At 36.0% G+C, this 16,958-nt stretch carries 13 protein-coding genes; 6 read left to right on the top strand and 7 right to left on the bottom strand.

Annotation, left to right across the window (positions count from 1 at the left end; translation table 11 throughout):
- The 6 genes from A9Q93_RS08155 to gyrB form a co-directional block, all read right to left on the bottom strand.
- Positions 1-2,590 (bottom strand): gliding motility-associated C-terminal domain-containing protein (locus A9Q93_RS08155; RefSeq protein ID WP_303686893.1); only part of this gene is annotated, 2,590 nt, incomplete at its 3' end.
- A gap of 217 nt (positions 2,591-2,807) precedes the next feature.
- Positions 2,808-5,876 (bottom strand): protein translocase subunit SecDF, encoded by a 3,069-nt coding sequence (gene secDF / locus A9Q93_RS08150; protein ID WP_303686892.1) that lies wholly within the window; start codon positions 5,874-5,876, stop codon positions 2,808-2,810.
- Between the two features lie 166 nt (positions 5,877-6,042).
- Positions 6,043-6,645, bottom strand: coding sequence for a hypothetical protein (locus A9Q93_RS08145; protein WP_303686891.1), 603 nt, complete (start codon positions 6,643-6,645; stop codon positions 6,043-6,045).
- Between the two features lie 237 nt (positions 6,646-6,882).
- The gene (gene mdh / locus A9Q93_RS08140; protein ID WP_303686890.1) at positions 6,883-7,803 is read right to left on the bottom strand and encodes a malate dehydrogenase; all 921 of its coding nucleotides are present in this window, start codon (positions 7,801-7,803) and stop codon (positions 6,883-6,885) included.
- Between the two features lie 132 nt (positions 7,804-7,935).
- A complete protein-coding gene (locus A9Q93_RS08135; protein WP_303686889.1) occupies positions 7,936-9,021 on the bottom strand; it encodes a DUF6588 family protein in 1,086 nt (361 codons plus the stop codon).
- 144 nt (positions 9,022-9,165) lie between these two features.
- Positions 9,166-11,103 carry a DNA topoisomerase (ATP-hydrolyzing) subunit B gene (gene gyrB / locus A9Q93_RS08130; protein WP_303686888.1) on the bottom strand — a complete coding sequence of 646 codons (1,938 nt, stop codon included), beginning with the start codon at positions 11,101-11,103 and terminating at the stop codon, positions 9,166-9,168.
- Positions 11,104-11,272: 169 nt separating this feature from the next.
- Between gyrB and A9Q93_RS08125 the strand changes: the two genes are divergently transcribed.
- Positions 11,273-11,821, top strand: coding sequence for a DUF2911 domain-containing protein (locus A9Q93_RS08125; protein ID WP_303686887.1), 549 nt, complete (start codon positions 11,273-11,275; stop codon positions 11,819-11,821).
- Here A9Q93_RS08125 and A9Q93_RS08120 read toward each other — a convergent pair.
- Positions 11,818-12,450, bottom strand: a complete 633-nt coding sequence (locus A9Q93_RS08120) for a 7-carboxy-7-deazaguanine synthase QueE (protein WP_303686886.1) — start codon at positions 12,448-12,450, stop codon at positions 11,818-11,820. The two genes, A9Q93_RS08125 and A9Q93_RS08120, sit on opposite strands and share 4 nt — an antisense overlap.
- Positions 12,451-12,582: 132 nt before the next feature.
- On the opposite strand from A9Q93_RS08120, the gene A9Q93_RS08115 reads away from it, so the two are divergent.
- The 5 genes from A9Q93_RS08115 (at position 12,583) to A9Q93_RS08095 (ending at position 16,920) form a co-directional block, all read left to right on the top strand.
- The gene (locus tag A9Q93_RS08115; RefSeq protein ID WP_303686885.1) at positions 12,583-14,100 is read left to right on the top strand and encodes a helicase HerA-like domain-containing protein; all 1,518 of its coding nucleotides are present in this window, start codon (positions 12,583-12,585) and stop codon (positions 14,098-14,100) included.
- A 95-nt stretch (positions 14,101-14,195) separates the two neighbouring features.
- A complete protein-coding gene (locus A9Q93_RS08110; protein ID WP_303686884.1) occupies positions 14,196-14,744 on the top strand; it encodes a hypothetical protein in 549 nt (182 codons plus the stop codon).
- 11 nt (positions 14,745-14,755) lie between these two features.
- Positions 14,756-15,598, top strand: a complete 843-nt coding sequence (locus A9Q93_RS08105) for an alpha/beta hydrolase (protein WP_303686883.1) — start codon at positions 14,756-14,758, stop codon at positions 15,596-15,598.
- Positions 15,599-15,654: 56 nt separating this feature from the next.
- The gene (locus A9Q93_RS08100; RefSeq protein WP_303686882.1) at positions 15,655-15,894 is read left to right on the top strand and encodes a Rho termination factor N-terminal domain-containing protein; all 240 of its coding nucleotides are present in this window, start codon (positions 15,655-15,657) and stop codon (positions 15,892-15,894) included.
- A 3-nt stretch (positions 15,895-15,897) separates the two neighbouring features.
- Positions 15,898-16,920 carry an AI-2E family transporter gene (locus A9Q93_RS08095; protein WP_303686881.1) on the top strand — a complete coding sequence of 341 codons (1,023 nt, stop codon included), beginning with the start codon at positions 15,898-15,900 and terminating at the stop codon, positions 16,918-16,920.
- Positions 16,921-16,958 lie beyond the last annotated feature (38 nt).

Raw genomic sequence — 16,958 nt, 5'->3', positions numbered from 1 at the left:
TTCCTACTGGAAGAAGTCCATCACCAGAGTTTAAGCCAGCATTAGGAATTCCTGCAAACTCTACATAGTTACTTGCTTTAGTCTCATATACTACAGAGCCCAATCTATTAAATACCTTTAATTCAAATTTATCGTATTGATCGATTCCAGGAATCGAGAAGGTATCATTAATCATATCACCATTAGGAGAGAAACCTTCAGGCACCTCAACCTCACAAGTCTCTACTATAAAATTGAAAGTAGAGGTATTATAGCAACCTGTTGAATTATCTACTAACCTTGCATAAATAGTACCTGCTGAAACTATAGCGTTAGGCGATAGCGCACTACTTCCACTATCTGCATCTGTTTGAGAAGTGTGATATGAAACAGTAAATCCAGCTGAAGACTGACCATCTAAAATTGCTGCATCATTTATACTGAAATCAAATGGCGTTGAACCATCAATAGGTGACTCATCACACTCAGTAATATCTTGAGCGTTTCCTATAGTAGGTGGCGCATTTACTATCAAATCAAATATCCCTGTATTAAAACAGTTAGGGTCTTGAATATTTGAAACTCTTACATAGATTGTTTCTCCCGTGGAGGCATAGAAATCTGGATTTGCAATAACATTCATATTAGAATCAGCATCTGCTTGAGATGTAAAATAGTCTACTCTAAATTCTGTAGAGGATTGAGAACCTAGAATGGTTGCATTTTGACTTACTAAATCAAAAACTGGCACAATAGTAGCATCACTAGGGTCCTCACACAGTTCTAAATCAGGAGCAAAGTTATATTCGGCAGTGGAATATAAAATATCTAGTTGCACTACATCATAACATCCAGAAGCGTTTTCTTCTACTCTAATAAATACACTTTCATCACCAGTCACATCATAAGCTGTTGGCATGATAATAGCATTAGTTCCGGCATCTGCATTTGCAAAATCATTATAAAATGATACCGAGTATTGTGTTGCATCAAGTCCATTAAGTACTTGAGTATTTTGAGCTGTTAAATCAATGGTAGCAGCGCCAGAAGGTTGACAAACTATAATATCGTTAGGTGCAGCAGTAGTTAGTTCTGGAGCAACATCGATACAAACAGTTTCAGTGTAAGTACAGCCAAAGCTATCAGTAAAATCAAAATCGTAACAATTTTGTCCTGATGTGGTAGGAGTAACCGTTATCACATTACCGTTAGTAGCTGTTATGTCCGGATTTGCTTCCCAGGCTTCAACAACTTCGCCAGGCTCATAACTTCCTGCTGTAGGTATAATTGCAGGATTAAAATTAATTCCCCATTCAAAAATGTAACCATTATCACTACGTAAATTATCAACAATGTCTAGACACCATAATCCATTTAAAGGCGAGCCTATGAAGGTTGAAAAAGGATCTTCTGGCGCATAATTACCAGCTGGTAATGTACCTACACCAGCAGCGGCTTGAGCTAAGGTTTGAGTTGCTCCGTCTGTAAAATCATATTGAAATCCTACTCCAGGACTTAGGTCGGTATCTACATCTATAGGAATTCCTAAAAATGTATTACCAGTACCATTAGGATATGTGATCAGTTGAATGGATGCCCCATTAGGTGCAGTAAGCATGATATCTAAATCTCCTAAATAAGAATGCTCCATATTAATGAATAAACTAAGTAAATCAGAGGCGCTTTGGAATGTAGTACCTACATTAAATCCAGTTACATCGATACACGTTTGATAAGCTACACCACTTCCGTCAGGAAGAAATGTCTGACCTGTAATAGGAGGAGCTACATCTGCAAAAAACTCTACTGTTTCAACCATTCCAGTGATATCAGTCGATTCACCAAAGCAAATAGATGTATCTGCCGCTTCAGTCCCAGTAAAATCTGGAGTAGTAGAAACCTGAATGAGAACGTCACTAGACTCACCGATTGATCGATCTCTACAGCCTGTAGGGTCCGTAGCGACATAATCCACTCGGTAAATACCAGGTCCTGCATAAGTTTCTGAGGCAGTTGTTCCAGGAACGATAGTACCATCTGATAATAAAAATTCAAAGGTTGCACCAGTAGCATCATTACTAAAATTTGCACTACCTGTAAAGTTTACTGTTTCACCTTGACAAATTCTAATTATACCGTCAGCATCTGGCGCTGGCACTGAAGTTACTGAACTTGTTATGGTCTGACAGTTATCTATACATGAAACTGTGGCTTCCCAACCAGTACTAACATTTGAAGAGTCAGATCTAAATCTAAAGGTTAAACATCCTGAAGTATTTGCGGCACTTGATAAAACTGTACCAGGTGAGTTACTTGCTAAATATACTCCAATTAATGGTGCCAAAGTATCTTCACCATCATAGACAAATAACAAGTCACCTGAGGCTAAGTTAAATGAGTTGAAAGTAATTTGCATGTCATCGGTAGTGAAAGGAGAACAAAATGTAATTACAGAATCTTCACTATTTGAATAGTCTCCGGTTAAACCACCAGAGTCTGTGAAACTTCCTGTACACACGGTTAATCTCCCATCTGCCATAGGAATTTCTTGAGCTGAGACAATGGCTGTAAAAAAGAGAATGCTTAAACAGCTAAGGATTAAATTTTTCATAAGAGAACGATATTGCTTTTTGGATGTAAAATATTAATTGCAAAATAATGAATTATGTAAACTCATTATTAAGTTTTTAACTTTTCTATGAACGATTTGTTCAACAAGTTTCATTAAAAGCTAAAATACAATATTATAAGGATGTGTGAAATAAAAAACCGCTTGACTATATCAAGCGGTTTTTAAATCAATCATGAGAGATGCTTTAAACTAAAATTTAAGCTTCTTTCTCTTCCTTTGATGGCTTAGGTGCTAATTTACCTTTTGATTTATTCATGGTATCATACATTACCGGCGTTGCTATAAACACTGAAGAATAGGTACCTACTATAACACCTATAATTAATGCTAGCATAAATCCTTTGATAGACTCACCGCCAAATATGAAAATCGCTAATAACACTATTAAGGTTGTTAATGATGTATTTAAGGTACGGGAAATCGTACTGCTTATCGCACCATTTACTGTTCTAGGGAAATCCCAGTTAGTACGCTCGTTTATAAATTCACGAATTCTATCAAACACAACCACGGTATCGTTAAGTGAATAACCTATTACAGTTAGTATCGCAGCAATAAATGCTTGATCTATCTCCATATTAAAAGGTAAAAACTTATATAATAACGAGAACGCTCCTAATACTATGATAACATCGTGGAAAACCGCAACTACTGCACCAAGAGAGAATTGCCATTTACGGAAACGAATTAAAATGTATAAGAACACCACTATTAAAGAACCTAATATAGCATAAAGTGAACCTGTTAAAATATCATCTGCAATAGTTGCTCCTACTTGAAAGGATGATCGTAATCCATATTGCTTGTTCTCATTACTAACATCTGCAAACTCTGCTTGAGACATTCCTTCTGGAAGATAAGGTTGTAAAACTTGATACAATTTATCTTCAATTTCTTGACTCACTACACTGTCATCACGATCAATACCGTATTTAGTACTTATCTTTAATTGGTTATCAGATCCATAAGTTTTTGCTTCTGCGCTACCAAAGATATCATCTGCACTTAACTGCTTAGTAATTTCAGTCGCATTTACGTCTTGAGCAAAACCTACGATTGCGGTACGTCCTCCAGTAAAATCAATACCTAAGTTCAGTTTATTGATTGCAAGAGAGGCTAAACTACCAACAATCAAAACTGCTGATATCACGTAAGCCATCTTTCTTTTACTTAAGAAATCGATGTTAACATTTCTAAACCAGTTTTTAGTAATACCAGTAGAGAAATCTATAGTCTTTCCATTACTTACATAACCGTCTACAAATAATCTTGTAATAAAGATTGCTGTAAATAAAGAAGTAAGAATACCTATCATTAAAGTGGTTGCAAAACCTTGAATAGGTCCTGTACCAAATACGTAAAGTATAACTGCTGTTAAGAATGTAGTAACGTTTGCATCTATAATAGAACTCAAAGCATTGTTGAAACCATCTTTGATACTATCAGCTTGAGATTTACCTTTTGCAAGCTCTTCACGTATTCTTTCAAAAATAAGAACATTTGCATCTACCGATATACCGATGGTTAAAACGATACCTGCAATACCTGGTAAAGTAAGAACTGCTTTTAAAGAAGCTAAAGCTCCAAAAATGAATAAGATGTTAACTAATAAGGCAACATCTGCATATAAACCTGCACGGCCATAATAGAAAATCATCCAGATTAAAACCAATAACAATGCAATACCAAATGACCATAAACCGCTATCGATTGCTTCTTGTCCTAATGATGGTCCGATAACGTCGCTTTGAATAATCTCTGCTTTTGCAGGTAATTTACCGGCTCTTAATACAGTTGCAAGATCTTTCGCTTCATCAATAGTAAAACTTCCTGAGATTTGTGTTTGTCCACCTGATATAGGTCCGTTAGTAACATTAGGCGCACTGTAAACAGTATTATCTAAAACTACAGATACTTGATTCTGATTGTTATATGCTTCGGTAGTCATGTCTTCCCAGATCTTTGCGCCTTCACCATTCATAGACATACTTACTACAGGCGCACCGCTAGGTCCGAATTGTTGACTCGCATCAGTTATTACACCACCTGAAAGAGGTGCTTCGTTTTGAGCATTTCCTTTTAAAGCATAAAGCTCAACAACTTCATATCCTAAAGTCTCTGCTAGCACAGGTAAACCCCACGCAAATTTTACGTTACGTAGCTCTCCAGTTAACAAACCTCTAGCTTGAGGATCGTTCAAATAAGAATCAATTAAATCTTTATCGCTTTCTTTAAAAGCCATCAAACCACCTTGACCTTGAAATGCTTGTATTCTTCCAAAAATAGGATTATCATCAAAGTTTTCTTCAACATCTGCTTCAGTTCCTACTTCGGCTGTTTCATCTTGGTTTAATAAGTCACCTAGATCTGCTTCTGTAGAATCCTGCTCAATTTCAGCAAGTTCAGCTACATCATCAGTTACAGTTTCCTCAGTTTCTACAGCCTCAGTTTCTGCAGCGAGTTTATTTGCCCAGTAAGTATTTACTTGAGATAGATAAGGAGAGATTTCATTTGCCTTATAAACTTGCCAAAATTCTAATTGAGCCGCTTTGGTTAAGATATCTTTGATACGTTTCACATCAGTTTCTCCAGGTAACTCTATTAAGATACGGCCTGAAGTACCCAATTGCTGTAAGTTAGGTTGAGTAGTACCGAATTTGTCAATACGCTTTCTCAGTACATCAAAAGCACTCGTCATGTAATCTTTAAGCTCTTCTCTTAGAATTTCTTCCGTTTGCTCGTTAGTCATTTCAAACTCGATCCCTCTAGTTTGCATTTCTTGATTTGCAAAAATGTCAGGAGAAGCAAGCTCTGCTCCTTCAATTTTATTAAACTCTTCAATGAAGTAATTGAAATAGTCATCTTGACCATCTTTTATGCGCTCATCAGCAGCATCAAGTGCAGCGTTAAAAGCAGGATCATTAGAACCATCTGCCATTCCAGTTAATAAGTCTCTTACAGAAACCTGAAGTATCACGTTAATACCACCTTTAAGGTCAAGACCTTTTTTAAGTTCTTGGCTCTTTGCGTCAGAATAGTTGGTAAAACCACCCCATACATCCTTTGATGCGATGGAGTCCAAGTATTGTTTTTCTGCTACGCTTCTTAGTGAAGCAGCATTTTCTGCATCTTCATTCACTACGGCACTTGCGTAAGCGCTTGCGTCGTTTTCTACTTTATTTGTAATAAATGTGTAGGTAAGCTGGTATATACTAGCTATTGCAAAAATGATCGCGAAAAAACGGATCAGTCCTTTATTTTGCATGATTTTGTTGTTTTTAAGTTAAATTTTAAAAGTCGGCAAATATGAGATTTACCATTGATATGGACAATTCATTTGCCCATAAATTGTTGTGATTGTGTTTTATTGAAAAACAAAATCTAAAGTGTCTACTACATTAGTAGCAGCTATAATAATGTGAAGAGTAAATTTAAGAAATGGGTCCAGCTCGCACTTCTGGGATCTTAAATAAGGAGTCTGTAAAGCTTAGATTTACTTGTCGACTTACTTTGCAAGTCGTAGAAAATAAGTAATCATGCTTATGTAAGGAGGAAGCTTGTAAGTAAGTAAAATGAACTTGAGCGCCTCTGTTAAAATCTTGCTTGATTTCAAAATAAGATTTCCCATCATCATCCATTCCAGACGATAACTGCTCACTAATCTCATAAATATCAATTTGATAGGTTAAATCTATCTCATCATCAGGCAAGGAGCCTTCTGATTTTTTAATTCTCAAATGATTAACAAGTTCTTCATCATTCGTAACAGTAAAAAGAGAGCCTCTAATATCGTAGACAGGTAGTTCACTGTAATAAGTAATAATAAGCTGATCATTTTTGTTAATAACGACAGCAATGTTCTCTGCTCCTAATTGTGTGAGCTGAGAGGTAATAAACGATTTGGTTTCTTCACTTAGTTGATCATTTAATGCATCAAAAGAAACAACAATCTCTTGATTAGGCGCTTCTTTACTATGCTGTTCCACAACAAATAAAGAAACTAATGCGATCAACGCACCTATGTACCATTTCATTTTCACGAGCCAAATATAAAGAATTCAACTTCTATTAAATGTCATAGACATAATTAATTACATGCCGGATAAACACTTGTGGAATTTAATTAATACTATAGTAAAAATGATTTGCCCTTATATCGCTTTCGCGAAAGCGTAACTGTTACTATAATAAAAACAAAATCAAGTATTTAAGAAAAAAACACAAAAAAAACCGCTCTAAAAAGAGCGGTTTTAATTAGTAAAGAACTGATTTTAAATCAATTCATTAGTTTTCTTAACACCTGCAGCGCTTTCTTGAAGAGCATCTTTCTCTTTATCGCTAAGGTTTATTTCTACAATTTTCTCAATACCATTTCTACCTAGAACTACTGGCACACCTATACATAGGTCAGAAAGTCCGTACTCACCATCTAATAAAACACTACATGGGAAAATTTTCTTTTGGTCACAAGCAATCGCTTGTACAAGACCAGATACAGCAGCACCTGGAGCGTACCATGCACTAGTTCCTAAAAGTCCTGTAAGTGTTGCTCCACCTACTTTAGTATCTTGAAGTACTTGATCTAATCTTTCATCAGATAAGAATTCACTAGCTGGTACAGAGTTGCGAGTTGCAAGACGTGTTAATGGTACCATTCCTTTATCAGAATGCCCACCTATAACCATTCCATCAACATCAGAAATAGGAGCTTCAAGAGCCTCAGCAAGACGGTATTTAAAACGCGCACTATCTAAGGCACCACCCATTCCTATGATGCGATTTTTAGGAAGCCCAGTTACTTTATGAGCAAGGTAAGTCATAGTATCCATAGGGTTTGAAACCACGATTAAAATCACATCTGGAGAATGCTTTACAAGACTTTCTGAAACCGACTTTACGATACCTGCGTTGATACCTATTAATTCTTCACGAGTCATTCCTGGTTTACGAGGAATTCCAGATGTAATAACAGCGATATCGCTACCAGCAGTTTTTGAGTAATCATTTGTTGCACCTGTGATTTTAGTATCAAAACCATTTAATGACGCTGTTTGCATTAAATCCATTGCTTTACCTTCGGCAAAACCTTCTTTAATATCTAGTAATACTACTTCACTTGCAAAGTCTTTAATTGCAATATACTCTGCACAACTAGCGCCTACTGCGCCTGCTCCTACTACGGTAACTTTCATGTTATTTTCTTTTAAATTTGATTGTTAATTAGCGCCTTTTTAGACACCTTCAAAAATAAACAAAAGGTATGTTATAACAAGGTAAAGACTTCTTAAAACTAATGGTTTGCCGCTCTTTTAAGACGCGTTTTATTATATTCTGAAAAATAAGGACGCACTTGCCGTACTAAACTCGCCAAAAGTATAATCGGCACTAACATTGAATGCGCCTAATGTAAGTTTTGCTCCCACAGTTCCTAAGAAACCACTGACGTTAGTATCTACAGAAAAAGGATCTTCTACTGTAGCTGCAACAGGAAAAATGACAGTATTTGAATTAAAACTATATGTACCTAATAGGTCGGTTTGTGTATTACCTAAATTATAGTTTAATCCGCCATAAAAATTGAGAACTTTCCTATTTGTTCCTACAATTGCAGAAAAATTAAAACTATTGATCTTAGTTTCAATAGACTGATTTTCACCATCGACTACAGCACCGTCTTCAAAATCATAGGAGGCATTAAGCCTTGTAAGACCTCCTAAAACAGAGATGTTAAGCGGGAAGCCATTTTGATCAGAAGATAGCAACTGAGATAATTCCCATTGCAAGCCTACACCATACAAATCTGTTTTAGCCTCATCTATAGTTACTTCTGGAATAATACGTCCTTTTAATTCTAGTCCAGCTCCTATTCCTACGCCTACCTGAATAAATGCAGTCGGAATAACATCGAGACCTTCGTTTCCTATTCCATTAGGTAAATTGATTACATCTTCTTGTAGTAAAAACCCAGTTGTAGCTTCTCTACTTCTTATAATAAGTTGTTGATTCATGACATTTTCACCTAAAGCTGTAGCTACAGATCTAGGAGAAGAACTACCATCTCCAAAGACAACTTCAATATTTGCAGGAGGATTATTTGTATTATCATAACTTCTCTGTATAATTTCCTCATATTCTTCTGGATCTAGAATAAAAGATTTTCTATCAGAAGGTGAAAATGTAGCCTGAGCTTTTAATTGTATCTTGAACTTACCGGGCTTTAGCACTTTGGCATCATCGTACCATCCAGAACTTAAATTGTAATTAAAAGCCTCTGCTGCTGGAGTCATATATGAATTTGAAAACCGTTCTCCAGCCTCTACACCAGCTGCAAGAATATCTGAAAATCCATTTTGTGCCGTTAATAGGCCACTACTTAAAATCATAAAGATGACAAAATATCTATTTTTCATATCTAGGGATGTTTATACTTAATTACGCAAATTTATTCCTTTTAGATCTTTTACACATTAAGCAATAATTTCCTCATAATCTATGTAGTTAAAAAAAGCCTTTGATCTCTCAAAGGCTTTATTCAAAATTTAAATTATAAGATATTAAGCATCAATATTTGCATAAATAGCATTCTTCTCAATAAACTCTCTACGCGGCGGCACTTCATCACCCATTAACATAGAGAATACACGATCTGCCTCTGCTGGGCTTTCAATGCTAATTTGTCTCAATGTTCTGAACTCTGGATTCATAGTAGTGTCCCAAAGTTGATCTGCATTCATCTCACCAAGACCTTTGTATCGTTGTATAGCTGCACCATTACCAAAACTTTCAGCAATCTGATCACGTTCTTTATCTGACCAAGCATAACGTTTTTTAGCACCTTTCTTTACTAGGTAAAGCGGTGGTGTAGCGATATATATGTATCCAGCTTCAACAAGTTCTTTCATGTATCTAAAGAAGAAAGTAAGAATTAAGGTTGCAATGTGCGACCCATCAATATCTGCATCACACATAATAACTATTTTGTGATAACGCAGCTTAGAAAGGTTCAATGCTTTAGAATCTTCTTCAGTTCCTATAGTTACACCTAAGGCTGTATAAATATTACGTATTTCTTCATTTTCAAAAACCTTGTGCTGCATTGCTTTTTCTACATTAAGAATTTTACCTCTTAATGGTAGAATAGCTTGAAACTCACGATCACGACCTTGCTTTGCCGTTCCACCTGCAGAATCTCCCTCAACAAGAAATACTTCACAAAGTGTAGGATCTGTTTCAGAACAGTCTGAGAGTTTACCAGGTAATCCACCACCGCTCATCACTGTCTTACGTTGCACCATTTCACGAGCTTTGCGAGCAGCGTGACGTGCTGTAGCAGCAAGTATCACTTTTTGAACTATCGTCTTGGCATCATTAGGATGCTCTTCAAGATAATCTTCAAGCATTTGAGAAACAGCTTGAGAAACAGCACTAGTCACTTCTCGGTTCCCTAGTTTAGTTTTAGTCTGTCCTTCAAATTGAGGTTCTTGTACTTTAACCGAAACAATTGCAGTTAACCCTTCACGGAAATCATCTCCAGAAACATCAAATTTCAATTTATCTAGCAATCCAGAACCATCTGCATACTTTTTTAGAGTAGAGGTTAAACCACGGCGGAAACCAGCGAGATGAGTTCCACCTTCATGGGTATTGATATTATTAACATAGGAGTGTAAATTTTCAGAATAACTATCGTTATAAATCATTGCCACTTCTACAGGAATACCATTCTTCTCTCCTTCCATAGAGATTACATCCTCAATAATAGGACTACGAGTATCGTCTAAGAATCTAATAAACTCTTTTAAACCTTCTTCAGATTGAAATACCTCTGTAATGTGATTACCTTCTTCATCTTTCCTTCTAGCATCAGTAAGTATGATCTTGATACCTTTATTTAAAAAGGCAAGCTCACGCAACCTATTTGCTAGTGTCTCATAGTTATACTCTATGGTCTGTTGAAATATGGAACGATCTGGAGTAAAAGTTACATCAGTACCTCTTTTATCAGTATCACCTATAGCTCTAACAGGATACATAGCTTTACCGCGCTCATACTCTTGCTCCCATATTTTACCATCACGATAAACAGTAGCTTTTAAATGATCTGACAATGCATTTACACAACTTACTCCTACACCATGAAGACCTCCAGAAACTTTATAAGAATCTTTATCAAACTTTCCTCCTGCGCCTATTTTAGTCATTACCACTTGTAGTGCAGACACTCCTTCTTTCTTATGAATATCTACAGGTATTCCACGTCCATCATCGGTAACCGTGATACTATTATCTTCATTAATCTTAACAGTAATGTTATCACAATGTCCAGCAAGGGCTTCGTCGATTGAATTATCTACAACTTCATATACTAAATGGTGTAAACCTCGCACTCCTACATCACCTATATACATAGACGGGCGCATACGTACGTGCTCCATTCCTTCCAGCGCTTGTATTTGATCTGCGCCGTAATTTCCTTTATTTTCTTCGCTCATAAATATGTATGATTTGTACTCTTATATGGGTAATACACAAAGATAAGAAACCACTAATGTTTATAGGAGCTAAGCATTAAATTACCACCTTAAGTTATTAACAAATTATTAATAGGTAACTGGCATTAATATTGCTTAATTTAACTCACAGAACTAAATCTTTCCTTCTATGAAAAACTTATTTTTATTATCATTATTCTTATTCTCTTCTGCATTCATTTATGCACAAGATGATAACTCGCTTTCTTTTTCAGAATTAGATAAAAGCCCTCTAGATGTGGTGATGTATCGAGATACAAATAAAAATGCTGTAGCAAGAGTGATTTATAGCCGCCCGTCTAAAAGAGATCGTGAGATTTTTGGTAAGCTGGTACCCTACAATAAATTATGGAGAACTGGAGCAAATGAAGCTACAGAGATTGCTTTTTACAAAGATGTAATTATTAATAACCAAATTATCAAAGCTGGCAGTTACTCGATTTATACCATCCCAGGACAAAATCAGTGGAGTTTTATTCTTAACACTGCTACCACACAACTTGGGACTGAACACGACCCTGAAAAAGACATACTTAAATGTCCTATGGAAATTATACCATCACCTCAAGAAATAGAGTCTTTTTCAATAAGTTTTTTAGAACAAAATAACGGCGCTATTCTTTTCTTAGGTTGGGATGAAACTATAGCAAGTCTAGAGTTTGAAATTGCTGGATCCTAAGGAATATTTAAATACTTATGCGTTTGTAAGGAGACTTGCCATTCTGGATTTTCCATCACAAATTCAGTAATAAACGGTATCATTTTTTCTCGTACAGACCATTCTGGTTGTAAAAACAGCTTGCAATGAGATGATACTTTTTCTGATTCCGCTTTCGCGAAAGCGAGATCATGACGATTATAAACGATAACTTTTAACTCGTGAGCTGCTTCATAAACCTCCTGAAGCGGCATCTTTGCTTTTTTAGGAGACAAACATATCCAGTCCCAATGACCTGTTAAAGGATAGGCACCACTAGTTTCAATATGGACATCTAAACCTGCATTTTTCAATCCAGCAGTAAGCGGTTCCATATTCCATGTAAGTGGCTCTCCTCCTGTAACAACGATAGTTTTACTATACTTAGCAGCATTAGAAACTATATGATCTACACTAGTAGGCGGATGTTTTTCTGGTGCCCAACTTTCCTTAACATCGCACCAGTGACAACCTACATCACAGCCACCTACCCTAATAAAATAGGCTGCACGACCTGTATGATAACCTTCACCTTGAATCGTGTAAAACTCTTCCATTAAAGGTAACATGGTACCTTTCTCCACTTGTTGCTGTATGTTTTTTTCTAGCATGTTGCAAAGATACGTTTTAGCAATTGTTTTCCATATTTCATAACGTTTTAATACAAGCAAAGGCTGTTAGGCGCATGCTATTTGCCATTTACGTTTTCAATCATGTATTTTTGCCTAACAAAATATCTTATAATGTCTCAAAAAGAAGAGTTTTTTAAATACATCACTGAAGGCTACACACCTAAAGGCGAGTCTATAACCATGGGCGCTGCAATGCTTGACGGAGAAACATTAACAAACGCTCATGTGAAGATTCCTTTGAAAACAATGAACCGCCATGGGCTAATTGCTGGAGCAACTGGTACTGGTAAAACAAAAACGCTTCAAATAATCGCAGAGCAACTCTCTCAACATGGAGTACCGTCTTTGCTTATGGATATTAAAGGTGACCTATCTGGAATCGCAGCAGAAAGTCCGGGACATGAAAAAATTGATGAGCGTCATGAGAAGATAGGTTTAGAATTTAAGAAGAGAAAATCACCAGTAGAGATCATGACCATCTCTGAGCAAGATGGTATTAAAATGAGAGCAACGGTGAGTGAATTTGGACCAGTGCTTCTTTCACGTATACTGGATGTAACAGAAACTCAAGCTGGGATCATATCTGTCGTTTTCAAGTATTGTGATGATAATAAATTGCCTCTTCTAGATCTAGAAGACCTTAAAAAAGTACTGCATTATGCTACTGGCGCAGGTAAAGAAGAGTTTCAAGCAGCATATGGTCGCATTTCCACTTCTTCCACAGGAGCTATACTTAGAAAATTAATTGAACTAGAACAACAAGGCGCGCAACGCTTTTTTGGTGAACGTAGTTTTGAGGTGCAAGATTTAGTACGTAAAGATAATAATGGTCATGGATATGTAAACGTCATACGTCTGACAGACATTCAAGACAGACCAAAGCTATTTTCTACTTTTATGTTGAGTCTACTTGCAGAGATTTATTCTACATTTCCTGAACAAGGTGATAGTGATAAGCCAGAATTAATTCTTTTTATAGATGAAGCGCATTTAATATTTGATAATGCCAGTAAAGCATTATTAGATCAAATTGAAAGTATTGTAAAGTTGATACGCTCCAAAGGAATAGGACTATACTTTGTAACTCAAAATCCGACGGACATACCAGATGGTGTATTAAGCCAGCTAGGTTTAAAAGTTCAACACGCATTAAGAGCTTTTACTGCTAAAGATAGAAAAGCAATCAAACTTACCGCTCAAAACTATCCTGTAACTGATTATTATGACACTGCTGAAGTATTAACATCTCTAGGAATAGGTGAAGCGTTAATAAGTGCCCTAGACGAAAAAGGAAGACCGAGCCCGCTAGCAGCTACATTATTGAGAGCCCCAGAAAGTAGAATGGATGTTCTTACTGACCGAGAATTGAGTGATCTAATCGCTGACTCTGAGTTAACTGATAAATACAACGAAGAAATCAATAGAGAAAGTGCAGAAGAACTGCTGCAAGAAAAAATTGAGAAAGCAAATGAAGAAGAAGTAAAGGAGAAAGCAGCAAAAGAAAAAGCTAAAGCCTCTAGAACTTCTAGATCACGATCAAGCACAAGACAAAATCCACTTATTAAGGTCCTCACAAGTGCATCATTTATAAGAGGCGTAATGGGTATTTTAGGTAAGGCTCTCAAATAAAATAGCCTTAAACGGTGAAACAAATAGTACATTTGTCATCACAAAACTCGCATAGTTATTCTATCAATTGTAATTTTACATTTTTAACACATCCTATGAAAAAAGTAATCGGAGTACTTACATTAATTATAGTTTTAGCAAGTTGTACTAAGGAACAAGATCCATTTGAATGGAACAAAGACCGTGTAGGACATTTAACTAAAGGTATGCAAGTTCATCAGCTGGACAGTATTTATGCAAACGACAGTATCGTAAGATCAGTTAAGGGCGATGAATTTAGTAATGGTGCAAACTTAATTGAGATTTATGAAAAAGGTGGCGCTCACTTGTTAACTCTTACCCCAAGTGAAGCTTTAGACAGCACTGCTACTATAGAAAATATAATCATACGTGACGACCGCTACACTACACTAGAAGGAATTACAAAAAACAGCACCTTCAAAGAAATAAGCGCTGCTTATAAAGTGAGTAGTGTAGATAACATGATCGATGACGCCGTAATATGGGTTAATGATCAAAATTTTTACTTCTCTATTTCAAAAGATGAATTGCCTACGGATGTGAAATTTGATATTAGCGCAAAAATTGAAAAAACAATGATTCCTGGAGATACAAAACCACAATACATGTTTGTATCCTGGTAAGAACTTTTTACATGAAAAAATTATTACAAAAAGCCATACCTAAGATGTATGGCTTTTACTTTAACATACTTCACTTATTTTCTAAAGAAAAATCTGCTGATCTTGCGTTAAGAGTTTTTAGCATCCCTCGTAAAGGAAAGATTTTACCTCATCAAAAAGAGTTTCTATCTACCGCTCGAACGCAACAAATAGCTTTTGAAGATGGACTGTTCACATTATATCACTGGAAAGGAAATGGCCCTACAGTATTACTTAATCATGGATGGGAATCTAATAGTTATCGATGGAAGTATTTAATTGAACCATTACAAAAACTAGACTATAATATTTTAAGTATTGACGCTCCAGCTCATGGTGCTAGCGACGGTAATTTATTTACTGCGGTAAAATATTCTAGAATTATAAAAGATACCATAGAACTGTACCAGCCTAAGATAGTTATTGCACATAGTGTAGGAGCAATGGCAACCATTTTTCAAGAATCGCAATCTGTACATGAATTTATAGAAAAGTTTGTCTTTTTAGGCAGCCCTAATCGTCTAGAAGTGATCATGCGAGGTTATCAAAGCCTTACCAGTTTCAACAATTCTGTTTATAATAGCTTAAATAATTCTCTCAAAAGTAAGTTTGGCTTTCACATTGAAGAGTTTTGTGCAGCAAATTTTGCAAAGGTTATAAAAGTTCCAGCCTTAGTCGTTCATAATCCAGATGACTTAATCGTTCCTTATAAAGCTATGGATGAAATTGCTGAAGCCATGCCGCTAGCTACTACATATACCTCTCAAACAGGTGGGCATAGTTTATATACTCAAGAGGTAATAGATGAAGTAATAACATTTCTTAAAGAAGCTTAATTATCATTTTCTTAACCCAAGGCAAGTCATCACTTCTTTATATTTAAAATAAAAAAATGGGACGACCTAGTATAAAAAATGAAGATCAATACGATGCTTTAGTTGAAAAAGGATATAGCAAAGAAAAAGCTGCTCGCATAGCAAATACAGCCAACGCCGGTAAAAAAGGCGGTAATGCAAGCAATTATGAAGATCGCACAAAAGAAGAACTATACGATCAAGCAAAAGAACCTGATATAAAAGGACGTTCTAAAATGAATAAAGAAGAACTGATTCAAGCATTGCGCAATAATTAAAGTATGTCTAAACAGATTCCAACTACCAAGATCCGTCAGTTATTCATTCTGATTGTAATCATAACTATTCTCTTACTAATAGGAACCAACTTATTGCCTTATTTAGGTGGCGTTTTAGGAGCAATAACACTTTACGTATTATTAGAACCTATTCAAAACTGGCTAGAAAGAAAAAAGTGGAGACCATCACTTGCCGCTTCTTCTCTTATTACTTTGTCTTTCATAATTATACTGCTTCCTATTGCAGGAATTGGGCTTATGATGAGTTCTAAAATTAAAAACGCCATTGATAACAGTAAAGAAATTACAGAAACCGTAAAAGCACAAATAGGCAAAGCCGAACAGCTAGTTGGCATGAATTTGTCTGACCGCATAAATTCTGAAGATTTGAGCAGCTGGGCATCAGAAAACCTTCAAAGTCTTGCAAACTCAAGCCTTACTGTTTTCATTGCAGTAGGAATTATGTTTTTCCTGCTTTATTTTATGCTTGTTGAGCGCGAGAAATGGCTTAAAGCTTCACTGGACTACATGCCGCTAAAAGAGAAAAATATAAAAACCATAGGAAAAGAAAGTATCGATTTAGTAAAGTCTAACGCAATTGGAATCCCGTTAGTTGCTTTACTGCAAGGAATAGTTGCCCTTATAGGTTATTTTATTTTTGGAGTTGAAAATCCGTTTTTCTGGTTTGTAATAACTGTAATAGGTAGTATGATTCCCTTCGTAGGAACGGCCTTAGGTATATTACCTGTTTGTATTTTACTTTTTGCACAAGGAGATACGGGAGCAGCAATAGGTATTTTAGTCTACGGCGCTATTGTAGTGGGCTCTACCGATAATTTATTCCGCTTAGTTGTTCAAAAACGACTAGCAGATGTTCATCCCTTAGTTACCCTTATAGGCGTAGTAGTAGGTGTACCTATTTTTGGATTTATCGGTCTTATATTTGGTCCATTACTAGTAAGCCTATTCTTATTGCTGGTAAAAATTTATAAGAACGAGTATGGCCATGAAGGTGAGGCAATATAGTATTGTTAAATGATCTCTATATAATTTTAAGATTCCTT

It is taken from the genome of Nonlabens dokdonensis, from assembly GCF_002162835.1.
GTDB classification, from domain to species: Bacteria; Bacteroidota; Bacteroidia; order Flavobacteriales; family Flavobacteriaceae; genus Nonlabens; species Nonlabens dokdonensis_B.
The sequence above is the reverse complement of the archived record's forward strand: the minus strand, read 5'-3'. Positions and strand labels throughout refer to the sequence as shown.